This is a genomic window from Paenibacillus qinlingensis (assembly GCF_031455095.1).
In the GTDB taxonomy this organism is placed as follows: domain Bacteria; phylum Bacillota; class Bacilli; order Paenibacillales; family NBRC-103111; genus Paenibacillus_E; species Paenibacillus_E qinlingensis_A.
The window spans coordinates 165,694-190,154 of the sequence record NZ_JAVDSB010000002.1 but is presented as its reverse complement, the minus strand read 5'-3'; the positions used below and the strand labels follow the sequence as shown (position 1 = coordinate 190,154).

Annotated in this window: 15 protein-coding genes; 11 read left to right on the top strand and 4 right to left on the bottom strand. The window is 46.1% G+C overall.

The genetic code is table 11. From position 1 onward, the window contains the following. Window positions 1-395: 395 nt before the first annotated feature. On the bottom strand, window positions 396-1,844 hold the full coding sequence (locus J2736_RS08785) for a PAS domain S-box protein (protein WP_310225560.1): 1,449 nt from the start codon (window positions 1,842-1,844) through the stop codon (window positions 396-398). 239 nt (window positions 1,845-2,083) lie between these two features. On the opposite strand from J2736_RS08785, the gene J2736_RS08780 reads away from it, so the two are divergent. Genes J2736_RS08780 through J2736_RS08760 form a run of 5 tightly spaced genes read left to right on the top strand, consistent with a single transcriptional unit; the run spans window position 2,084 to window position 9,968 of the window. Continuing rightward, complete coding sequence (locus J2736_RS08780; RefSeq protein WP_310225558.1) at window positions 2,084-3,523, top strand: SWIM zinc finger family protein; 1,440 nt, start codon at window positions 2,084-2,086, stop codon at window positions 3,521-3,523. A gap of 24 nt (window positions 3,524-3,547) precedes the next feature. After that, window positions 3,548-5,359 (top strand): HEAT repeat domain-containing protein, encoded by a 1,812-nt coding sequence (locus J2736_RS08775; protein ID WP_310225556.1) that lies wholly within the window; start codon window positions 3,548-3,550, stop codon window positions 5,357-5,359. Beyond that, window positions 5,335-6,426 (top strand): ATP-binding protein, encoded by a 1,092-nt coding sequence (locus J2736_RS08770; protein WP_310226363.1) that lies wholly within the window; start codon window positions 5,335-5,337, stop codon window positions 6,424-6,426. The genes J2736_RS08775 and J2736_RS08770 overlap by 25 nt, the downstream gene beginning before the upstream one ends. Beyond that, on the top strand, window positions 6,384-8,753 hold the full coding sequence (locus J2736_RS08765) for a DUF5682 family protein (protein ID WP_310225554.1): 2,370 nt from the start codon (window positions 6,384-6,386) through the stop codon (window positions 8,751-8,753). The genes J2736_RS08770 and J2736_RS08765 overlap by 43 nt, the downstream gene beginning before the upstream one ends. Before the next feature lie 3 nt (window positions 8,754-8,756). After that, complete coding sequence (locus J2736_RS08760; RefSeq protein ID WP_310225551.1) at window positions 8,757-9,968, top strand: VWA domain-containing protein; 1,212 nt, start codon at window positions 8,757-8,759, stop codon at window positions 9,966-9,968. A 447-nt stretch (window positions 9,969-10,415) separates the two neighbouring features. On the opposite strand, the gene J2736_RS08755 is transcribed toward J2736_RS08760, so the two are convergent. The 3 genes from J2736_RS08755 to J2736_RS08745 all read right to left on the bottom strand — a co-directional run bounded on the left by J2736_RS08755 (window position 10,416) and on the right by J2736_RS08745 (window position 13,870). Beyond that, window positions 10,416-11,273, bottom strand: a complete 858-nt coding sequence (locus tag J2736_RS08755) for a carbohydrate ABC transporter permease (protein WP_310225548.1) — start codon at window positions 11,271-11,273, stop codon at window positions 10,416-10,418. 1 nt (window position 11,274) lies between these two features. After that, window positions 11,275-12,225, bottom strand: a complete 951-nt coding sequence (locus tag J2736_RS08750; protein ID WP_397340294.1) for an ABC transporter permease — start codon at window positions 12,223-12,225, stop codon at window positions 11,275-11,277. Between the two features lie 79 nt (window positions 12,226-12,304). Further along, complete coding sequence (locus tag J2736_RS08745; protein WP_310225546.1) at window positions 12,305-13,870, bottom strand: extracellular solute-binding protein; 1,566 nt, start codon at window positions 13,868-13,870, stop codon at window positions 12,305-12,307. 291 nt (window positions 13,871-14,161) lie between these two features. Here J2736_RS08745 and J2736_RS08740 point away from each other — a divergent pair, with 291 nt between their 5' ends. From J2736_RS08740 to J2736_RS08715, 6 genes are all read left to right on the top strand, one after another. Next, window positions 14,162-16,459 carry an AraC family transcriptional regulator gene (locus tag J2736_RS08740; RefSeq protein WP_310226359.1) on the top strand — a complete coding sequence of 766 codons (2,298 nt, stop codon included), beginning with the start codon at window positions 14,162-14,164 and terminating at the stop codon, window positions 16,457-16,459. A gap of 172 nt (window positions 16,460-16,631) precedes the next feature. Beyond that, the gene (locus J2736_RS08735) at window positions 16,632-19,610 is read left to right on the top strand and encodes a polysaccharide lyase 8 family protein (RefSeq protein ID WP_310225543.1); all 2,979 of its coding nucleotides are present in this window, start codon (window positions 16,632-16,634) and stop codon (window positions 19,608-19,610) included. Between the two features lie 28 nt (window positions 19,611-19,638). Next, a complete protein-coding gene (locus J2736_RS08730) occupies window positions 19,639-20,694 on the top strand; it encodes an SGNH/GDSL hydrolase family protein (protein ID WP_310225542.1) in 1,056 nt (351 codons plus the stop codon). A gap of 239 nt (window positions 20,695-20,933) precedes the next feature. Then, complete coding sequence (locus J2736_RS08725) at window positions 20,934-21,839, top strand: ABC transporter permease (RefSeq protein ID WP_310225541.1); 906 nt, start codon at window positions 20,934-20,936, stop codon at window positions 21,837-21,839. 15 nt (window positions 21,840-21,854) lie between these two features. Then, window positions 21,855-22,730, top strand: coding sequence for a carbohydrate ABC transporter permease (locus J2736_RS08720; protein ID WP_310225538.1), 876 nt, complete (start codon window positions 21,855-21,857; stop codon window positions 22,728-22,730). Window positions 22,731-22,789: 59 nt separating this feature from the next. Then, the gene (locus J2736_RS08715; RefSeq protein WP_310225535.1) at window positions 22,790-24,424 is read left to right on the top strand and encodes an extracellular solute-binding protein; all 1,635 of its coding nucleotides are present in this window, start codon (window positions 22,790-22,792) and stop codon (window positions 24,422-24,424) included. Window positions 24,425-24,461: the final 37 nt, after the last annotated feature.

The window sequence follows — 24,461 nt, the reverse complement described above, 5'->3', positions numbered from 1 at the left end:
TGTTTGGTAATTTTCACGCTTAGCTCTTACTTTTTGTGGAAGACGTGAAGCAGTAACCTTTAAACTCTGGGATATTCTTCATAGCTGCCACTACGTGTTTAGATGTATAAACTACAGCTAATTTATCCAAATCTGACCTGTTTGCAGGATTAGATGGAAAAACTACAGCTAATTTGCTAGAAATTTGAAGAAACGAGCAAATCGGAGGAATTTAACTACAGAAAATCCAGTTAACCATTCAGATTCGCGAAATCCGATTCAAATAGATGGAGAAAATCCAGTTAGATTGAGGGAAGTAAAAGAAGTAGGTTCATCACTCAAAGGTCATGAACGAAAAGAGGCTGTTCCCCAAAAGTCTAGATCAACTTTTGAGACAGCCTCCTATCGTCATTCAGTTAGGATTCAGAAAGAGTAACGATTGGCAATATCACTTCAACCATAGTCCCTTTCCCAACTTCACTTTCGATTCGTATAGTTCCCTTATGATTTTGGATAATCCGCATGGAAACCATTAAACCTAACCCTGTTCCTGTTTCTTTCGTTGTAAAAAAAGGACTTCCAATCTTGTTTATTTCACTTTGTGGGATGCCATAGCCGGAGTCTTGAATTCGAATGTGGATTTTACCGTTGATTTGCTCGGTTTGTATGACCACTTCCCCGCCTTTAGGCATGGATTCAATCGCATTCTTTAGAATATTGACAAATACTTGATTGATACTGCGCTGACACTGAATGAGTGATAATTCGGTATCAAAATCTTTCTTTATTTGAACGTTATAAAGGTTGGCTTGTCCTTCGAATAATGTGATGACGTGAATTAATTCATGGACCACGTTCCTTAGCTCATAAGCTTCATTTGAAGGTTTAGCTAACACTAAAAGCTCACTTACTATTTCATTGATTCGATCAATTTCTGATAGCATGACTTCATTACGTAAATTGTTTGTACCGTCAATATCCTCTTTGACATACAGTTGCATAAATCCTCGTAAACTAGTCAATGGATTTCTAATTTCATGGGCAATGCCAGCTGCAAGTTCGCCAACCAAGGAAAGTTTCTCAGATCTGCGAATTAATTCTTCAGATTGCATCCGTTCTGTAATATCACGCCCCATACTGATTACGTGTTGAAGCTCTCCTGCCGCATTTCTTATTCTTTTAGAGTGTGCTTCTTGCCAAATATACTGACCGTTTTTATGCCGAACACGATAAACATATATTCGGCTATCCGCGTTATTAGCATATCCGTTCTTTAACAAGTTGGAGTTCATATCATCTTGATGCCAATAATCATAGGCAGATGTTCCAATGAGCTCATCTGGCTCATATCCGAGCTGATTACGAACAGCTGGGGAGACGTACGAGATGATGCCGTCTGGCGTTAAACGCAAAATAACGTCCTGTGAATGGTCGGAAATAAGCTTGTGCAGTTCTTCAATCTTTTTATACTCTTCTTCATTGTTTTTTTGTTTGGTAATATCAACAATTTGACAGATGGATATGTCACTTCCAGTGAGTTCCTCCTGGTTTCTGACTAAAGTAACATTGAGAAGCCCCCACACAATGGCACCAGATTTATGTATATATCGTTTTTCTAATTGATAGCCATCAATTTCACCTTGTACCACTTTATACCACAATGCCAGATCTGCCTGTAAATCTTCAGGATGAGTGACGGCTGCGACACCGAGTTCTACTAATTCACTTTCACTATATCCTAACATTTGGCAGAAAGAGGAATTAACCTTAAAAAGGCTTCCATCTAAAGAAATAAACGCCACGCCAATTGGCGATTTTTCAAATGAACGTAGGAGAAGACTATGGTCGTTGAATTGAGATAACATCCGATCCTCCCTTTAACATAGCTACATGAATAACCTGACAAGGGCATTATAACAGTAATTTTAATTCAAATGAATATATGTGACTAAAAAAAGTGGTGCGAAAAGTCAGAGGAGAAATCCTCTTTTTGTCATTTCCTAATCCATAGTTCTATTTGAGGCAGGAATGCCATACCCATGAAAAAGGAAATTTAGGCAAGGTGTGGAAATGGTTTATATAACCAAGTTGTGAGGGGTACAAGATGAATTATTTAACGGAATCCTATGTAGATAGTTTGGCTCAGAACAGCAGTGCAATCAAGAACGGCAAGGATTTGGTGAAAAAAAATAGTTTTCCGCTGTTATGTCAATCGGAGGACAGCACGATTATTTTTGGAGAGTGTAAAGGGAGTGGCAAAGACCCGTATCAATGCTCGGTTGATATGGCAAAAGAGGGGAATCCCGTGTTTCGCTGTTCATGCCCAAGCCGCCAATTTCCATGCAAACACAATCTAGGTTTGATGTATGCCTATACGTCAGGCAAATCATTTACTACGGCATCTGTGCCTCAAGATATCGTGGATAAGCGGGAAAAGGCGGAGAAGCGGGAGGAGAAGAAGAAAGAACCTGTAGACCCGGATGCGTCGGTTGCTAAGCGAAAGACGAATAAGTCAGCTTTATTGAAGAAAATAGCGGCACAGTTGGAAGGAATCAGCATTGCAGAGAAGCTTATCTTGCAGCTTGTACAGTCAGGGCTGGGAAGCCTGGACAAAAAGGTACTGAAAACCGTTGAAGAGCAGGCTAAACAGCTTGGTAACTATTATATTCCAGGGGTTCAAACGGCACTTCGTGATGTGAACCTTCAGTTTCATGCTGAGGCAGATCGGGAGACCGTGTACACAAATGCGATTGAGCAGCTGACCATCCTGCAAGCGTTGATCAAGAAAAGCAGAGAGTATCTCAACCGTAGATTGGAAAATCCAGATCTTCCTATGGATTCGGAATCAACGTTGGAAGAATGGCTTGGGCATGCCTGGCAAATCGCAGAACTGCGGGAGCTTGGTCGTGTTCGCAGCGATTCCTCAGAATTAGTGCAGTTATCGTTCCGATCCTACACAGATCATGCTAGAGGCGAGTACATAGATGAAGGATACTGGTCAGACTTACGAAGCGGACAGATTCACTTTACAAGAACGTATCGACCCTTCCGTGCAGCGAAATACATACGTGAAGATGACTCTGTCTTTGGAGTCGTCAAAGCGAAAGAACTAGCCCAATACCCAGGTGAGCTTAACACGAGGGTGCGTTGGGAAGAAGCGGCGTTCCGAGATGCTGACTCACAAGATTTTCAGACAATCCGTTCTGCAGCTCACAAGTCATTCCCGGAAATGATTAAAAACGTGAAAAACCAGATTAAAAATCCGCTTTCGGACAAGCGCCCAGTCGTATTGTTGCAATTTGCGGATATGAAAAAGACGGAAACTTCCTATGTGCTTTTGGATGAACAAGGTAAGCAACTGCCACTAGGAGATATTCCATATCTCAGTGAGCCTACGACACATTTGCTGCCTATGTTAAATAAAGCGTTCTTACAGAATCAGGTGATGCTGGTTATGTTCGAGCACAATTGGCAGCATAACAGACTTGAGGCACAGCCACTAAGCATCGTAACGACGAATGAAGTCGTTCGCTTGCTCTATTGATGAATAAAATGAGGAGACGAACTCATGAGTATAGATCTATTGTTTGAACTGCAGCACGAGGTGCGCCGGTTGTTTATAGCAGGTAGTGGCATGGCGGCAGGCGATTTGCGGTTACAGAAAATGCTTCCCAATCTTCAGAAGCTCGGTGAGTCAGCGCCTGTGTTTAATCGAGTGGCACAGGGAGTTAGTCAAGTTCTTGAGGCAGAGACAAGCTCCTCAGCGAGTAGACTTCTAGAGTTAGGAACACTCTTGAATTCCGTGCTGTATACGCAAGGGAAAACGGAGACGAAAGAGACACTCGTACCTGTGGAAGGAACGGGAGCCAAGCTTTCGACGACCATAGCTTATCGTAAACTGTCTCCTTTGATTGAGGCGTTAACGCAAAAAGGTCAGGGACGAATGGAGCAGATCCGTCAAGGGTATGAGGATGGCCTATTTCACGATCTCCGCGTCATACCTGCTGCTGTTTCGGGGTTAGACGATAGTTATGCCGAAATACCCGAGTATCTTCATCGAACGGTGCTGCCTTCTCTCGGAATGGAGGCTCTCCCAGCACTTCAGCAGCAATTTAAGCTAGATGGCGGGAAAGGTGACGCACGTAGATTGAATCTTATCCACGATTTGCTTGGCTTATCAGCCTTAGATCTCTTGCTTGAAGCTGCTGGGCAAGGTTCTACAGAGGTCCGATCCACAGCAATTGAGCTTCTAGGCGACTATCCAGAGCAGGAAGAATTTATTGTAGAACAAGCAGACGATAAGAAAAAAGAGATACGCAGAGCCGCTTTCTTGGCCCTATCTCGCTTGGGAACGGAGCAAGCCGTTGCTCGCCTCTACAAGGCATTGGAATCGAAGGATCGAGATCTTGCGATAGAGCCGATTCAATTATGCAGGGCCAATGATCTAACACTTCGTGTCATCGGGCATGCGGAAAGTTTATTGGAGCGATTCGTTCAACGGACAAATGATGAAGAGGCCGCACAGCAGTTATTGACGGACATCCGCAGCTTACAAGGAAAAAGAGTACCGGAAGTTGTACATTTCCTAGAAAAATTGCTGACTACACCTAGTTTTATTATTCCCCAAACGGAAGCTGTACAGGAGGCTGCAGCTGAACTTCTCCTGCAAGTTGATCTACCTGAGGCAGACCGTTTTGCTGTCACTTTGCATGAATTATACAATCGCAAATTTATATCATACAGCTTTAGAGCGGCCATCAAGATACTTCCACCAGACGATGTTTATGAACGCTTTTACCATGATCTAAAAGATAAAAAGCAGACGGCGGCCAAGGACTTGTTACTCGTTCTGCGCACGATGTTTCCGTCTTTGGAACATCAAATGTACTATGCAACTGCCGAGTATGAGGCCCAGCATCAGGCGTGGGATCCTAGATGGGTGCATTTGTTTGTGAAGTTGGATGAAACGGAGCTCGTTTGCCGACTTGCCCATGACAAGAATGCACAAATTGCTGCTTATTTGGTAGAAGCGTGCCGGAAGAAACCTGACTTTTTCAACCATACAACGAATCATTGTCTCCTTGCCTTATTCCGTATGCCGTACAAGGAAGCTCCTGAGCTTCTTATGGAGATTTTGGAGAAAGGCAAGAAACAGATGTATTACTTCAATCATGCGCAAGGGGTGCTTCTGAAATTATTACCGCGTACTTATTCGGAGAGATTGCAGCTTTTTGCGCAAAGTGTGTCCAATGAGTACTTGAGGAATCAACTGCTGGACATCGTTGAGACGATCGCTGCGAAGCCGGAACATACGGAACCAACAGATTATGAAGAGAAGGGACAGGGATTATGGGGATGGATCAAAAGCAAGATGTCGTAAGATTGCCCTCTGAACGTTTATACAGGGAAGAGTTGGAGGCTTTGAAAAAGATAGATCAAGATGCGAAGCCAGCAGGGTGGCAGCTTTCGCCGAAGGCGGTACTGACGTTTCTGACCGGTGGGAATGCCAAAGGGATCACGATTACACCAAAATACATAGGCAACAAGCGGCTGGTAGAAATGGCCATAGCTACGCTGTTGACAGATCGAGCGCTCATGCTGATCGGGGAACCAGGAACGGCAAAGTCGTGGCTTTCGGAAAATTTGACAGCTGCCATCCACGGGGATTCTGGTAAAGTCATTCAAGGAACGGCAGGCACGAGCGAGGAGCATATTCGATATTCATGGAATTATGCGATGCTGCTGGCACAAGGACCTTCCGATCAAGCGATTATTAAAAGTCCAATTTTCCGCGCGATGGAAACAGGGGGAATTGCCAGATTTGAAGAAATCTCACGCTGCGCTTCTGAAGTACAGGACGCTTTAATTTCCATCTTGTCAGAGAAGACGATTTCGATCCCCGAGTTGGGGAGAGAAGTGTTCGCCGCACGAGGATTCTCGATTATTGCAACAGCGAACACGCGTGACCGTGGCGTAAATGAGATGTCAGCCGCTCTGAAGCGGCGCTTTAACATCATAGTGCTCCCATCCCCATCTGATATTGAGACGGAAGTCGAGATTGTTCGCAAACGTGTCAGAGAGATCTCGGCGAGCTATGAGTTAAGAGCTTCGCTTCCCGAGGAGGAAGCTGTGCGGAAGGTTGTGACCATTTTTCGCGAGCTGCGCAGCGGCATGACACTAGATGGCAAAGAGAAAGTGAAGGGGCCGAGCGGTGTGATCTCAACTGCTGAAGCGATTTCGCTTTTAACGGGCAGTATGGCGTTGGCTGGTAGCTTTGGGAGCGGTCAGATAAGTGAAGAAGATATTGCCGCAGGGCTGCAGGGGGCTATTGTGAAAGACGAAGAGAAGGACCGCCTCGTGTGGAAGGAATATTTAGAAAATGTGATGAAAAAGCGGGGATCGACATGGAGAAATCTGTACTTCGCGTGCTCGGAGATGAACAACTAGATCGCAGTCAGGAGTTTCATGTTTTTGGTATACGACACTTATCTCCTACAGGTGCTTTCCACCTGCTTGCTTTCTTAGATGAAGTGAAGCCGACGGCCGTGCTCGTTGAAGGCCCTAGCGACGCAAGCAGTTTAATTGCAGAGCTAACCTCTCATGGCGTGGTCCCGCCCATTGCTATTTTAGCCTATACGGATCAACTGCCTGTCAGGACGTTATTGTACCCGTATGCGAGTTATTCGCCGGAGTATCAGGCATTTCAATGGGCTTCTCAGAACGGTGCACAGGCTGCATTTATCGACCTGCCGACTGAACATGCCTTGGCGCTATACGAACAAAGGAAACCTAGGTCATCTTCTGCTGCGGGTGAGATCAGTCAGGCGGATGATGATTTTCAGACGTATGTCCAAGGACAGCGGAGACTGTATGAGCAGCTTGCTGAATTATCGGATGAGCCGGATTACGAAGCGTACTGGGAGCGTCATTTTGAACATAATTTGCAAAAGGATGCCTACCGCCATGGCATTTATCAATTCTCGGCTCAGATGCGGGAGTTGACCTCGCAGCAGGAGTGGCAATTCGCACCGCAAGAAGCGGCTTACAATGAGATTCGGGAAGCCTACATGCGGCGCAAAATTCAGGATACCATCGAAGCTGGGCACGCTCCGGAGAAAATTGTTGTCGTAACCGGTGCGCATCATGCCTCCGCATTAGATTTTCGCTTTCCACGGATGACGGACGAACAGTTGAAGGGACTGCCTAAGACAAGAACGAAACTTACACTGATGCCATATTCTTTCTATAAGTTGTCTACCCACTCCGGCTATGGTGCTGGGAATCAGGCACCGGCGTACTTTGAATTGTTGTGGCAGTGCCTGCAAAAGGGTGACTTAAACAGGCTTCCATCATTGTATTTCTCACAGGTAGCTGCCTACCTTAGGGAACATGGTACTTATAGATCCACAGCTTCGCTCATTGAAAGTGTGAGGCTGGCTGAGGCTCTTGCTGCGTTACATGATGGTACTCAACCTACATGGAAAGACCTCCGAGACGCAGCAATCGTATGTCTTGGACATGGGGAGCTTTCGACAATCGTGGAAGCTTTGACGAGGACGGATGTGGGCACGGCCATCGGCAGATTGCCAGAGGGCGTCAGCCAGACGCCAATTCAAGATGATTTGAATAGAGAGCTTAAGCGGCTCAAATTGGAGAAATACAAATCGACGGTTGCGTCATCCTTAGAGCTGGATTTACGTGAAAATCGCAGAGTGAAGTCAGAGGAAGCGGCATTTCTAGATTTGAAGCGGTCCGTTCTCTTGCACCGGCTAGAACTGCTTGGCATTAACTTTGCCAAGAAGGAAAGCGTGCATCAAGACTCCGCATCATGGGCGGAGAATTGGGTGCTTCAGTGGACGCCAGAAGCTGAGATTCAAGCAGTGGAGTCGACCCTGAAGGGGGAGACAATTGAGCTGGCTGCAGCTTTTGTGCTGAAGGAACGGCTCGACATTTGCGTTGATATCGCGGATGCTTCGCGTATCATTCGGGCCGCCTGCGACTGCGCGTTGACCGCGTTGATGGAGCAGGCCCAATCTGCGCTGCAAGGGCTTGCGGTGGATGCGGGCAACTTCGAGCAGATCGCGGGGGCGGCCTATGAGCTGTCGGTGTTGATCCGTTATGGATCGCTTCGGCGAATCGATACGGCTACCCTTGTTCCGCTGCTCCAACAGTTGTTCTTGCGCGGAACACTGCTTCTTGTAGACAGCGCGGGATGCAACGATGACGCTGCTCAGGGGATGGTTCGAGCGATTCAATCGCTGCACACCATTGCCCGAGACCATTTTGAATCGGTAGACGATGGTTTATGGTTGAGTCAACTGCAAGAGCTGGCTTCGCGTGATGATCGAAACGCCAAACTGTCAGGCTTTGCTTTCGCTATTTTACTGGAACGCAATGAAATATCGAATGAGCGTGTTGCGACGGAAGTTTCACGCAGGTTATCCCCGGGTATCCCCGTTGATTTGGGAGCGGGATGGTTTGAAGGCATGTCCATGCGCAATCGTTATGCACTGCTATCACGGATATCGTTGTGGCAGCAGCTTGATCTGTATATCGGATCGCTGGATAAAGCAGCATTTAGGCGTTCCCTTGTGTTTTTGCGCCGAGCTTTCGGTTCATTTGAACCGAGGGAGAAGGCATCTGTGGCCGAGATGATGGGCGATATTTGGGGAGTTGGCGCAGATCAAGGTGGAGCTGCTTTACAGCAGCCACTAAGTGAGGAAGAGAAGGAGAAGCTGGATGAGCTGGGTGACTTTGATTTCGGGGATTTATAGCCTATGACAATAATGGATCAGGAACAATTAAAGCGTTGGCGATTAATATTAGGTGCGGCATCTGAAGAGAAGCTGCTGTCTTTCGGCTCTGGAGACGGCATGCTCGACGAAGAGTCCAGACTCATGGACGAAGCGCTTGCCGCGATCTATGATGAGACCTCTAGCTCGAGTGTTGATGATGGTTCACATACCGGCGGCTCCCGCAAAGCAGGGCTTGGCCCTTCATCCCCGAAGCTAGCCAAATGGTTGGGCGATATCCGCACCTTTTTCCCGGCAGACGTGGTCTCGGTCATTCAGTCCGATGCGATTGAGCGCAAAGGTTTGAAACAGCTGCTTTTCGAACCGGAGCTTCTCTCCCAAGTGAAGCCGGACATCCAAATGGTAGCTACCTTAATGGCGCTTAAAGGGAAAATACCCGAGAAAACGAAAGAAACTGCTAGACAATTAGTAAAGGCCGTTGTAGATGACATCGTCCAGCGGCTTGCGCAGGATTTGCGCCGAGCGGTTACAGGGGCCTTGAATCGCAGGCAGCATTCACCGCTTCCATCGGCAACAGGACTGGACTGGAACACGACCATTCGCAAAAATCTTAAGCACTATGACAAGGAGCGTGGGCTTCTGCTGCCTGAGAAAGTCTACTTCTTTGACCGCGCACGGCGCAGCAAAGAGTGGACGGTTATCTTAGATATTGATCAAAGCGGATCGATGGCAGGTTCGGTCATTTATGCTTCCATTATTGGTTCTATTTTTGCCAGCATGCCAGCGCTGGACACGCGAGTGGTTGCTTTTGACACGGAGGTCGTAGATTTAAGTGAGCAGTGTGCAGAAGATCCCGTTGATATGCTATTTGGGATTCAGCTTGGTGGAGGAACCGATATTAACAAATCGATAACTTACTGCGAATCTTTTATCACGGAGCCGAAGAAAACACTGTTTATCTTAGTCTCCGATTTGTATGAAGGCGGCAATCGGACAGAGATGATTAGGCGGCTTGTCGACATGCATCAGGCTGGCGTGAAGACGATCTGTCTGCTCGCATTATCTGATCAGGGCGTGCCCTCGTATGATGATGCTGTTGCCAAAAAGCTGGCTACATACGGTATCCCCTGCTTTGGATGCTCACCTGAGAAGCTTCCGGAATTGATGGAGGGGGCATTAAAAGGGCATGATTTGGCCTTGCTTGCGGAGCGGGTAAAGCAGGGGAAGGAAATGTAGCTTTGTCGAAAGACCTTTATTCAATTAAACCTTGAACATCTGCCTATCCTGCAGATTCGTTCAAGGTTTTTTGTTCGGGCATGTGATTTGAATCACTGCTCATTCATGTATAAAGAGTTACACTATGGAGAGAGTAGGTAAGAGATTTTCAAACAAGCAGATACGTAGAGAGAGAAAGGGAGGATTACTATGTTCTACTACTGGTCAACGGGGATCATATGTTTGATTTCTTTAGTTGCGACGTTATACGTAGGATTTTCGAGGAGAAACCAAGAAACCAACGATCATTATACCAAAAGCACGGCAAAGAACTTAAACGGATTACTTGTGTTGAATGTCCTGTTTGTTATCGTGTTTAGTTTGTTTTTGGTCTATTGGATTTGGTTCAAATAGTTGTTTGCCAAAAAAGGAAGTCAAGGATAATCCCATATCCTTGACTTCCTTTTTCTATTCCTTAACAGCCCCAAGCGTGGCTCCTTGAACAAAATATTTTTGTATAAATGGATACACCAGAAGAATCGGCAGCGTCACGAAAATAATCGTAGCAGCCTGCAAGGTTTGAGAATTGTAGGCCATCGCATTCAAGTTAGCGGCCAGATCCGTGTTCACCATCGTTTCCCGCAGTTTGAGCTGCAGCGGATACAGGTTGGGATTACGGATAAATAAAATAGCATGATAGAACATGTTCCAATAAATGACGGCGTAGAATAATCCCATTGTGGCCAAAGCCGGTTTGGAAAGGGGGATGACCACTCGGAATAAGATGCCGTAATCCGTACAACCATCTATGCGGGCAGATTCCTCCAACTCATAGGGCAGCTGCTGAAAAAAGGTGCGCAGAATGATCAGATTGAATGCGCTGATTGTAGAGGGAAGGATCAATACCCAAATGCTGTCAAGCAGGCCGAGAGACTTGATCGTCAAGAAGTAGGGGATCATTGGTGCCTGAAAAATCATCGTAAAAACAATGCCCATCATAATGGTATGGCGTATGCGGAAGTCTTTGCGCGCCAGCGGGTAAGCCAATAAGGATGTAAATAGCAGGCTAAGCAGTGTACCAACCACGGTAACGAATATATTGACACCTAACGAGCGCCACAAATCCACTTTTGCTAGAATATGCGTCCAAGCGGAGCTGGTTATTTCAACGGGTAGAAACTGTACCTGATGGGCATCTACGGCTGCTGGATCGCTTAGTGAAATCGCAAATACGTGGATAATAGGTAGAATCATCGTGACGGACAGGAGGAGCAGCACGATATAATTGATCATGCGAAAGCTAGTTTCTCCCAGACTGGACTTCATATTAGAACAACCCCTGTTGTGTTGTTTTTTTGGAGATGATATTACAGCCATACAGCAGAACGAAGCCCACAATGGATTTGAACAATCCTACGGCCGTAGTGAAACTATATTGCCCTTCCAATATGCCTGTTCGGTATACATACGTATCGATAATATCTCCAACAGCTGTGGTAGACGGTGTAAGAAGCACGTAAATGTGATCAAACCCAAGCTCGAGGAAATTCCCTATTTTCAGCAGCAATAAAATAATAATCGTCGGCAGCAGCGAAGGTAATGTAATGTACCAGATTTGCAAGAATCGATTGGCCCCGTCAACTCTGGCCGCTTCATACAAACTCGGGTTGATGCCAGCGATAGCCGCCAAATAAATAATGGCTCCCCAACCAATCTCCTTCCAAATCGAAGACAGGACAACAATGGTACGGAAAAAGCTCTCGCGCTGCATATATAAGACAGGCTCAGCTCCAAGCCAGGTTCGAAGCGAATTGACGAATCCGCCCAAGGAGAGTAATTCAAAGATTAAACCGCCCACAATAACCCAGGATAAAAAGTGAGGTAAATAGAAGAACGTTTGAATCGTCTTTTTCAGGAACATCATGCGTACCTCATTTAATAAGAGGGCTAGAATGATGGGCGCAGGAAATCCGAACACGAGCTGGTACGTGCCGAGCACTAACGTATTTTTGAGCACAACAACAATGTTGGGATACGTAAACATAAATTCAAAATGCTTGAGGCCGACCCACGGACTTTTTAATATGCCGTTTAAAATTTGAAAGTCCTGAAAAGCGATAACCGATCCGAGGAGTGGAACATATTTGAATACGATAAAAAAGAGCAGTCCAGGTAAAACCATCGTATACAACATCCATTGGGCTCGAAATGTACGAAAGGCTTTCTGAGATAGGGTTCTTCGTTGGCTTACTCTTACTTCCATCTGGTTCTCGTACATGGTGCCTCCTTCTCATTCGCTAATCACATGGCTTGAAAGGAAGGGGAGGGCTCCTGCTGGAGACCTCTCCCGCGCTATGTTACTTCTTGTTTACTTTCTGATACCACTCATTGGCGCGTTTGGTTACTTCCGTTCCGCCGGATTCATTCCATTTTTTAACCAATTCGTCGAACTTCTCAATCGGCCATTCACCGATAATAATGTTGGCCATGTACTGCTGGAACAACTTATGCGTTTTAATATCCGCGAAACCGTCGTATACGCTGATTGGCATGCCATCACCTGCGAGTACTTTGGTCGTTTTGTTAATCCGATCGTACATCTCGATCATGTCTTTATAGCGGGTTGGATATTTAATCGTTAGCTCGGCTACTTTGGACTTGTAATCAAATGTACTGACGGATGCGGAGAAAATCGTTTTACGCTGTGTCCAATTTTCCGTCGTATCTTTGTCCGGTAAATATTTCTTTTTCCCGTTTTCCATCACGAAGCTGTCATTCTCAAGTCCGTAGGAGTTAAAATCAACACCTTCCGGTGTGTAATAAAAGTCGAGATATTTCAATACGGAAGCGGCTTTAGCCTCTGCTTTTTTGGGAATGACCCATTCCACGAATCCGAATCTTTTCAGCGAGTAGAAGCCGTTATAGCCAGTAACTTTAGGAACGGGCACCATGGTGAAATCCGCGTTCGGATTTTTCTTCCTTAAGCCCTCATAGCCCCCGACTGTGATGGTACTATCTACGATATGATAGAAAGCCCCTACCGTATCGTTCAGGATTTTACCAGTCCAGACTTCTTGTTTATTGAGGAAGGTTTCGTTATCCAGCAGCTTTTCCTTGTACAGATCACGAGCGAACTTAATCGCTTCCTTCATATTAGGCTGAATCCCTGAATATTGAAGCTTACCATCGATTAAATCCCATTCTGGATAACCTTCCCACATCGCCACCCCGTACATGGCAAAAATATGATCCATCCACCGGCCTTGCTCGCGTCCGCTTGTTGGAATTTCATCCTTTTTCCCGTTGCCGTTAGGATCTTTGTCCCGGAAAGCCCGCAGCATCTCGACAAATTGATCTTGTGTCTCAGGGAGACCCAGTCCCACGTTCTTCAACCAGTCCGTTCGTAAAATCAAACCACGGTTATTCGTATTTTGCAGGGAAGGAATGTAATAAATCTTGCCGTCTGGGGAGGTAGAGCGAACGATATCCCAGATCTCTTTCGGAAAGTACTTCCATAAGTTTGGCGCATACTTGGGCAGCAATTCATCGAGCGCTAGAGCTCCACCTTGCGTAATCAGCGTCTGTTCGACGCCATTCATCGGCCTGATAATGTCCGGCAGATCGCCGGATGCAATCATCGTCTGCAGCTTCTGGGCATAATCCGCTCCGCCGCCCCAAGGTGCGGTTTCATAAACAGGCTCGATCCCAAGCTGCTTGATGAAATACTGTGTATACTTATTGTTAGTATCAGGCAGAGGAGGATCAATGGGTCCTCGGAATACTCTTATTTTTTCTACCTTTTTGGCATCGGCAGCGCCACTAGTTGGTGCGGGAGCATTATTGCTGCAGCCTATAACTAACGATGTTGCTATTACAACTAATGCTCCGGAACTTGCCAAATTTCTCCAACGTAATTGTTTCATACGTCAACCCCTCTTCTGTTCTTTTGCTCGATACACCTGTATCATAAGATGCTTGGAACGATGCTATCAATAGTTGAAAACGCTTAAATATAGGCCAATTCGCCAAAACTGACGCCAATTATTGTTTATGCATATCCGCTGTTGGAATGGAATATTGCTCGGAGGCCTCTTGACGGCTGTATATTTAATGAAGAATACTTATAATGTAACTAAAGGTTTGAAGTAACGAAAGCTGTTGATTTGACGATAAGTTGAGGCATCTAGAAAGGGGGGAACTGCCTGTTGAAAACGATGAAAAGCTGGTATGACTACTTTCATTCTAACCGAAGTTCACGACTCATACTTCTCTTAACGATAGGCATGTTCATTATTATTACGACAGCAGGTTCGACTTCCTATGTGAGCAGCAAGTCCGTGCTGCAGGGGGAAGTCAGCGAGCCGCAGATTCACCTGCTCCGCCTCGGAATGGAAGCCGTCAATAACTCGATCAACACAGCAGATCAAATCGGCGTTAATATTTTATTATCCAAGTTGACCTATCAGTTTCTGAATCCCGTATCAGATATGCAGCAAACGGAAATTGCCCACTTGGTCGAGTATCTAGACAATCTTACCGTGTCTCCAGCGGTTGAAGCCGTCATGATTTATGATCTTGTACGTCAACGAATTGTCGGCAGTACTCCTTATGGCTATAGCTCGCAGCTGTCGAATCTGTTTGACACGGGATGGCAAAGTTATATTGCTGATTTAAATCCCAATCGCTTCACGATCGTGGATCGGACCAAAAGCAGTCAATTCGGCACGGAGCAAAAAATTGAAACGATTACTTTATTCAGACCCGTGGTACGCGAGGATGCCATCGTCGGCGTTATCATGGTCAATGTGAATAAAAAGAAGCTTTTTGATAAAATATTTGAAAATTACACCTCACAAACGGACGCATCCCGATTTGTTATAGATAGCAACAATCATATTATTTACGAGACCAACAATCGAATTCAATCACAAGATGGGATTGCCTCAGCTATTTCGCAAAATAATAAGACGTATTTTGATTTCTCCGATGACAAGGAAACCTATCTGATTTCCCAGGTGTCTTCGGATATAACCGGATGGAAATTCGTATCTATTATTACCCAGCAGCGATTATTGCAAAAGGTTAGCACAATTCGAAATGCGGTGTTCGGATTATCGATCATTTCCATTATTGCGGGCATTATCGGCATCATTATTACGCACTATATTACGTTCAAACCGGTCCGGAGAATCAGGCATTTGCTATTGGGGGGTCAAACACACCCTACGAATCTGGAAAATCGTGATCTGGAGGATTACTTGGTGAAGTTGACGACGGATTTGTCCAATGTGTCAAGTCTAGTTAAGCATAATCGCAGTGAGCTGCACGCCAAATATATGCATGATTTGATTGCTGGACGAATGAGCTCTTGGGAAATGAAGGATCGTTGGCATCGCCATTTTACAGATTGGACGGATCAATCGTTGTTCACCGTTCTCTTATCCATCGATAAGTATTATCAATGGACTAGCTCTTACAATGAGGAAGACCAGAACTTGCTCTGGTTTGCCATTAAAAATGTCACCGAGGAAATCATGGGCAGCCATTGGCGGATTGCCCTCGTTGAGCGCGATTTGAACTTGCTCTTGATTGTGCAGAAAACAGAGGAGAGGCAACATATTCAGCTGCTGAAGGAAGACTTGTCCTATTTAGCGGATACGATTCATAAGCTGATCCATGTTGAAGTCTCGGCAGCAGTGGGGAATGAATTTGGCGATTATGTAAACTTGCGCAATAGTTGTTTGCAAGCGGAGTTGGCGTTGACCTACCGGCTTTATCAAGGCTATTCGAGTATTACCTTGTTCAGTGAACTAGTGGAGTCTGAAGACAATAAGACGATTGATCCCCTATGGAAAAAGGATTTGTTAACCTGCCTAGAAGGGGGGAACGAAGAAATTGCCTTCAAGCTGCTAGATGCTTTAAAACAATTTATGAAAGAATCGCTCGTGTCACCAGTTGAAGCTATTTCTTTTTTTCAGCAATTGATGGATGGTCTCGTTTCTCATTTCGGCGAACAAGGTATTGCCAAACTCAGTATCCTGCGTAGATATAATAGTTTTTGGTTTAAGACAATGCATCTCGATGATATTATCCAAGTGTTTGTTCAAGTGTATCAGGAATCCTCACAGCTATCTGAGCAGCGCTCGAACAGCCGGGATTATCTGGTTGTCCAGCAAATGGTTCATTATATGAAGCAGCATCTTCATGAAAATATCGGTGTATCCGAAATTGCCGATTCTGTCGGGCTGAGCAAGTCTTCCGTCAACAGCATTTTCAAACAGGAAATGAACAGGACTTTATATGATTATTTGACCGAACTGCGTATGCATGAGATCGAGGCACAATTGGAAGGGACCGATCTGAAAATAGCGGATATAGCCGTAAAAGTCGGCTACCAGAATGAGAACAGTCTGATTCGTGCTTTCAGGAAGCATCGCAGCATTACACCAGGACAATTCAGGGAAATGGCTAGAAAACAGCAATCCTCCGATTCATCAACTTATATACAATAAAGCCGATTGATAGAGATTGGACGATTAGAGGATTCATTCGTGGATCTGACTATTGTTTCTACAGTCTCTTTTTTTTATCTTAGAAGTGGTACCTCTGTCGTAAAGGAGTTGATTTCCAGCTAAGCGGGTTCATTTAGAGATTACGTTTAAGTAAAAAAGAGGAGGCTTGTTCATGACATTTAACATGCATGAGATTGTATCCAAAAGAACAATTAGTCTTATGGTAGGGGCCGTCATGCTACTAAGTGTTGGCAGCGCTTTCACGGGTTCGCGTACAGCTTTCGCCGCAGCCATCAATGAAAACTTTAATGCTGGCACGACGGGTGCCGCACCATCTGGCTGGACCCTTACAGGAACTGGCGGCACTGCGCTTGTCGCGAACATACCGGACGGCGTCAATAAAAGCTTGAAATTGACGGATACCAGCACATCGCAAAAGATTGAAGCAGCCAAATCTTTTTCCGTATCCGGGGATATTTACACCGTCGAATTCGATGTGATGTCCGCGCAAACGAATATGCTCAGCGCATTCTACCTGAGCGGCAATTCCGGGCTGCAGGCGGTTACGGTTGCTTTTGATGAAACTGGTAATGTGTACACCTATTATGGCGCCACCAAGACGACCATTCAAACGTACTCAGCCAACACCTGGTACCATGTTAAAATCGTAGCCCGTACCAGTAGCGATACCTTTGACTTATACATCGACGGCGTATTGAAAAGCAGTAATCAAAGCTTGAAAAATGCGGTAAGCACTCTGACGGACGTTAAAGTTTCCACGTCCACCGCACAAACCGGCACTGTCTATTGGGATAATATTTCCGCAGACGCCATAACTGCACCTTCTAGTGAGTACGAGGACTTAAGAAAGAAATGGCGGAGCTTTCTGACAGGCGGAGTTTATTCGACAACGGATTCGGATATCTCTGCGCAATTGACCGCTTTGACGACGACGGCATCCGATTATCAATCCACGATGAATACGTCTGCAGGCCGCACCTATTTGTGGTCAGATCTAGATGATGGAACGACTTCTGTGGCCAATACGAAATCCAGTTATATGACGTTGTCCTATGAGCGCTTAGAAGCTATGGCCTTGGCCTATTCTTCGATTGGCTCTAGTCTTTATCATAATAGTGGACTATTAGCCGATATCATCGGCGGTCTCGATTGGCTGTATGCGAACAAATACAATGAAACCAAGACCAAAACAGGGAATTGGTTCGACTGGGAGATCGGAACTCCACTGACGCTTAACAATACGACGACATTCTTGTACGATCAGCTCAGTTCCACGCAAATTACGAACTATATGAATGCGGTGAATCAGTTTTCTCCAAGTGCGACAACGGCTAACGGAGGGACGGCCACTGGGGCTAATCGGGTGTGGAAAGCCAAGGTTGTTGGCATTCGGGGTATCCTTGTCGATAGCAGCACGAAGATTGCGGCGGGACGCGATGCGCTCACACAAGTGTTCGACTATGTAACGAGTGGTGACGGCTTTTATACAGATGGATCGTTCATTCAGCACACAGGCTTCGCGTATACAGGAGGTTATGGAAACTCACTGTTGCGGGAGATTGTTCCCTTCATGTATGTCCTGGATGGCTCCACATGGGCCGTAACCAGCACCAATTCACAGAATTTGTACAAATGGGTATATGACTCGTTTGAGCCTATTATTTATAAAGGCGCTATGATGGATATGTCCAGAGGGCGTGGTATTTCGCGGCGTGAAACTCAGGATCATGTTGTAGGTAATGAAGCGATTAGCGCTATTCTGCAGCTGTCTCAATTTGCTCCATCCCTTGATGCGGCTAAGTATAAAAGCATGGTGAAGTATTGGATACAGCAAGATACATTCCACAATTATTATGCTAACGCTGGCTCCATCTATCATATTAGCAAAGCCAAGGAGATCGTAGGTGACACCGGTGTCACTGCTAGAGCGGAGCTGATTACGACCAAGATCTTCGCCTCCATGGATCGTGCCATACATGTGCGGCCTGGATTTGGATTTGCTTTAGCCATGTCCTCAAGTCGGATTAAAAACTACGAATCCATTAATAACGAGAACCTTAAAGGCTGGTACACAGGGGACGGCATGACCTATCTATATAACAATGACCTTGGACAGTACAGTGATGAATACTGGGGGCTTGTGAACAAATACAGACTTCCAGGAACAACGGTAGATACACAGACCAGAGGAAATTCCTCCGGGCAGGGATACACCAGCAGCAAAAATTGGGTCGGCGGCACGACAAACGGTTCGTATGGTGTATCGGGTATGGAGCTGGATAGCTATAATAATACGCTCACAGCCAAAAAATCGTGGTTTATGTTTGATGATGAGATCGTCTCGTTGGGTGCCGGAATCACGAGTACAGACAACAGGACGATAGAAACAACGGTTGAAAATCGTAAGATTAACAGCTCGGGAAATAACGCTTTGACCGTCAATAATACAGCGAAATCTACTTCGCTATCTTGGTCCGAAACGATGACTGGGGTCAATTGGATGCATCTTGCCGGCAATGGTTCTAATTCGGATATCGGTTATTATTTTCCAGGTTCAGCAACGGTCAAAGGTTTACGGGAAGCGCGAACTGGCACGTGGGCAAGCATGAATACGTATGCCAAAAGCATTGACAATACTTCTCTGACCCGCAATTTCCTAACGATGTGGCTGGATCACGGCTCTAATCCTTCCAACGCCAACTATGCTTATGTGCTGCTCCCGAACAAAACCAGCACACAGGTGAGCAACTACGCCGCAAGTCCTGACATTGCGGTGCTAGAAAATTCAACTAGCGCTCAAGCGGTTAAGGAAACGAGCCTGAATGCGGTAGGTGCTAACTTCTGGACGGATACGGCTGCAACGATCAACGTCGGTGGTGTTGCATTTTTAACCAGCAACAAGAAAGCATCCGTTCTGTCCCTAGAATCGGCGAACGATATTGAGCTTACGGTCTCTGACCCGACACAAGCGAATACAGGAACCATTCAGCTCGAAATCAACCGCAGTGCTAGCAGTCTCATCTCCAGTGATCCTGCAGTTACCGTCACTCAGTTAAGTCCGACGATTAAAGTCACAGTGAATGTCAGCGGGGCAAAAGGAAAAACGTTCAAAGCCTTATTTGATAAATAGAAAAATGGAGAAGAGGGAGAGAGACGATATGGTGATATTTGAACAAATCCAATTTCATAATGTAGAAGAGCTGGAACCGTCCACTACCTTCTCAGGGCACATCTTGCAGCGTTATCCGAAGGAAGTACGCCACCGGCTTGGTCGTTCAGGCGACCAAAGAGGCCGTTTCATCGCTGCCATGTCAACAGGCTGCGAAATTCGGTTTGTCACCGAAGCACCAGTTATTCGGATCACGTTATCCGCACCTATCACAGGAGGAGATATCGTCGTGTACAACGGCGATTATGTCAACTCGGTGCATCAGCTTGAGGCTGGTGTACCGAAAACGCTCCATCTGGAAGTACCCGCAGATTTTGCTGGCGTGCGCCCCGAAGCGCTGCGTCAAGATGGGCGCTTCTCACCAGACGTGTGGCGGATATTCGTCAGCCGCAGCTATCTAGGTGGGCCTGGATTCCAGGTCGCGTTTCATGAACTGGATACATTTGGGCATGGTCACCGTCCGCCACTCACAAATGAAATTCCGGCACGTCGATGGCTTGCCTACGGGTCTTCCATTACGCAAGGATCAGGCGCTACGCTGCACCATCAGGCTTACATTCAACAGGCGGCTAGAAGACTTGGCCTCGATGTGCTGAATAAAGGTCTGGGCGGAGCATGCCTATGCGAGCCGGAAGCGGCAGACTTCCTGGCGGCTCATAATGGGTGGGAAATCGCTACGTTGGAATTAGGCGTGAATATGAGGGGACATTTTACGGTCGAGGAATTTACGGGGAGAGCGCGTTATCTTGTTGAACAAATAGCTGTCAAACATCCTGGTAAACCGATTTTCCTCCTAAATATGTTTCCAAACAGCTCAGACTTTTTACGTGATGCTTCTCATCCGCTGACAGTCGCAAATCGCGAGTTCCGAGAGGCGCTCCGAAGCATTTCTCAGCAGCTTGATCTGCCGAATCTACATCTGCTAGAAGGGGAAACGATATTGACGGATTTCTCAGCGTTGGCTGGAGATCTCATTCATCCATCGGACTATGGTCATATTCTGATGGGTCAACGATTAGCGGAGGAAATGCAGAGTCGCTTGTAGTTGTCGAAGTAGACCGATAGACAAAGCACCTTTATCCCACAGCATACTGTGCGATAAAGGTGCTTTTCTTTTTTGCTGATCACGGTTTTTTGCGCGGTACGGTCCTCGATCTGCTATGCAAAAAAACAAAACCACGAAAATATCGAAGATTTACATCCTTTTCGGCAAGCCGCTATGATAGGGCTATCCGATCGGGGAGTGACCAACGAATGATAAAAAGGAATAAGGAGATAGTGGGGATGAAGCTGGTCTTCCGTACGATCGTCCGGGATCGCGTGCTATATATCATGATGTTTCCCGGGCTGCTGTTTTATTTGATATTCAGGTATGTGCCGATGTATGGCTTGTTGATGGCTTTCCAAAACTACTCCATCTCTAAAGGGGTATGGGGAAGCAAATGGGTAGGGTTTGAGCATTTTCGGGCGTTCTTCGATTCCCCGGATGCAGCGGTGCTCATTCGCAATACACTCGTTTTGAATGCGCTAGAGCTGCTGGTTGTCTTTCCGGCGCCTATCCTGTTGGCAGTTCTGTTCCATGAGCTTCGCTTCGCGCTATTTAAAAGGCTGGCACAAACGATAAGCTATTTACCGCATTTTATTTCAACTGTCGTCATCTGCGGCATTATCGTTAATTTCTTGTCACCGTCGACAGGTATCGTGAATCATCTGCTTCAGGCACTCGGAATCAAGCCGATTATGTTTCTCGGGGAATCGCAATGGTTCCGACCCATCTATATCGCATCCGAGTTATGGCAAAAGGCCGGTTGGGACACGATTATTTATTTGGCGGCGATCGCTGGGGTCAATCCTACCCTATACGAAGCGGCTAAGATTGACGGAGCGAACCGCTGGCAGCAAATTCGCCATGTGACGCTTGTCGGGATGATTCCAGTCATGATTATTTTATTCATTATTAAAATTGGGCACATTCTCGAACTAGGCGTTCAGAAAATTATTCTGCTCTACAACCCTCTCGTCTACGATAAAGCAGATGTCATCAGCACTTTTGTGTACCGAAGAGGGCTGCTAGATGCCGATTATAGCTTCGCATCGGCAGTCAGCCTGTTTCAATCGGTGATTGGGCTGATACTGGTGATTGCTTTTAACCGGCTGGCTCGGAAGTATTCGGAGACAAGCTTATGGTAGCGGAGGGGTGAACCAATGAGAATGAAGACGAGCTTTGGCTCTAAGCTTTTTGATGTATGTAATGTGCTCGTAATGCTCGCACTAATGATGCTGATGGTATACCCGTTTCTTTACGTATTCTCGGCTTCCATCAGCAATCCAAGTTTAGTCGTCAAAGGGGAAGTCATCATGTTCCCCAAGCAAATCACGCTGGAAGCATATCGGCTCGTCGCGAAGGATCCCTATATCTGGATCAGCTATTACAACACGATTAAATATACGGTATTGCAGACGCTGCTTACGCTTATCTTCACGGCCATGCTAGCCTATCCACTAGCTAAAAAAAGGCTGCTTGGCCGGCGCACGATTATGCTGCTGATCGCCTTCACGATGCTGTTCAACGGAGGACTCATTCCCACGTTCCTAGTGGTAAAGCAACTCAGTCTGATCAACACAACATGGGCTTTGATAATTCCATCCTTAATTAGTACGTGGTACTTATTTCTGATGCGAACGTTCTTCGAAGGAATTCCAGAAGAGCTGGAGGATGCGGCTACAATGGACGGCTGCAGTGCGCTGGGTGTGTTATTCCGGGTTGTCCTTCCTTTGTCTGCACCAATTATGGCAACTGTTGCCTTATTCACGGCAGTTGGTCAGTGGAACTCATTCTTCGAAGCGCTTATCTATTTGTCCGATAAACACATGTATCCCTTGCAGATTCATCTGCGTAATATCGTCATTTCCAGCTCTGCAGCTTCGCAGGTGTCAAGTAACCAGGATGCCGATGTGTACATTTTGGAGACCGTAAAGTACTCCACGATTATTTTTGCGACGCTGCCAATTTTACTTGTATATCCTTTTATCCAAAAATATTTCGTACAAGGAAGCATGATCGGCGGCATTAAAGGGTAGAAACTACTGAAGCGGGGCTTAAATTAGCATATAATTGATTATGGGAGGTCTATGTAAAAATGGGCAAAGCAATCAAATGGCTGGCAGGCGTCACCGCCGTTGCCGCAACTGTCACACTGATCGCAGGTTGTACAGACACAAAGGAAGCGACAACGAAGAAAGATGGGGCAACGACGCCAACTGCGCAGAGCAATCCCCGTACTGGGGGGCTGAATTTACCGTTTAGCGCTACGCCGGTGACGTACAAATTCCTAATTCGTGAGGTGGCGGATATTCCCGTCAAGAATGACTGGCTCGTTCTCAAGGAGCTAGCTAAGAAAACGAACGTAAACATTCAGTTTGAACCGGTCCCATCGACGGGCTACGAAGAGAAGAAGAAGCTGCTTATCGCGACGAATAACGTGCCTGACTTCTCCTTAGTGAACGAGACGGATGCGCTTAAAGCAGGTCCTGATAAAGTGTTTCTAAATTTGAAGCCGTATATCGACAAAGGGTTGATGCCCAATGTGAAAAAGCTGATGTCTGAAATTCCGGATATTACAGCTGTGGCAACGGCAGGGGACGGTGGTATTTATTCGCTGCCAGGCTTGAGTGAGCCGAATTGGTTGAGTTATTCCTGGATGATACGTGACGATATAATGAAGGAACTTGGTCTGCAGGCGCCGAAGGATACGGACGAACTGTATCGCATGCTGAAGGCGATGAAGGAGAAATATCCGAAATCATACCCTCTTATTACACAGAATGCGGCGGCAGCCGGCTCCAACGTCCCAAGTTTATTTAACGTGTTTACAACGATGTTTACAGAAACGACGTCTGCGTTAGGATATAATCCTTTTAATAAGAAATACGAATTTGCACCAAGCCATCCGCAGTATAAAAACATGCTAACGTACTTAAACAAGCTGTATACAGAAGGGCTTCTGGATCAGGAATTTGCCATTATGAAAACGCAGAACTGGGAGCAACGGGTGCAATCAGGCACTTCCTTCATGACCTATTACAATAAAGGCCGAATTGATATCTTTACTGATGCAGCCGTGAAAGCAGATCCGAACGCAAAATATAACATGGTTGGTATGACGCCTGTGGCGGCACCTGGCATGAGGCCCTTCCAACTGATCAAAGCGAAAGTGAACGCCCCCGTATCTGTCGCGCTATCCGCTAATATTAAGAATCCGGAAATTGCTGTACAGTTCTTCGATTATCTCTACAGTGATGAAGGATCGGATATTTACATGCTGGGTGCAGAGGGCGTTACTTACCAGAAGGTGAATGGTAAAGCACAGTATATGCCGGCATTTGGAACGATTCCGACAGCCATTCAATCCAAATTAAAAACGGAATTTGGGGTTCGCTATAACAACTTTCCGATGATGAATTATGTGAACAAAGGCAGAGATGCTGAGCCTCCGATGACCAAGAAGCTACAAGAACTCGAAACAATGAACGCCAAGTCAGCGGTTGACCCTGCTCCTTCTGTTGTAGCGACAGAAGCTGAACTGAGTCTTGAGAAGTCGAAGCTTCCGAGTCTCGAAAAATATATCGAGCAGAAGTTAACAGAGTTCGTCATGGGGAAAACACCGATAACGGACGCCGCTTTAACTGATTTTATCGCTCAGTGCAAAAAGCTCGGAAGCGATGATCTAATCAAGATGTATAACGAGCAGCTGCTAAGAGCGGTGAAGAAATAGGCACTTTATTCAAAAAAGGTGTCTAGGAACGAAAGGA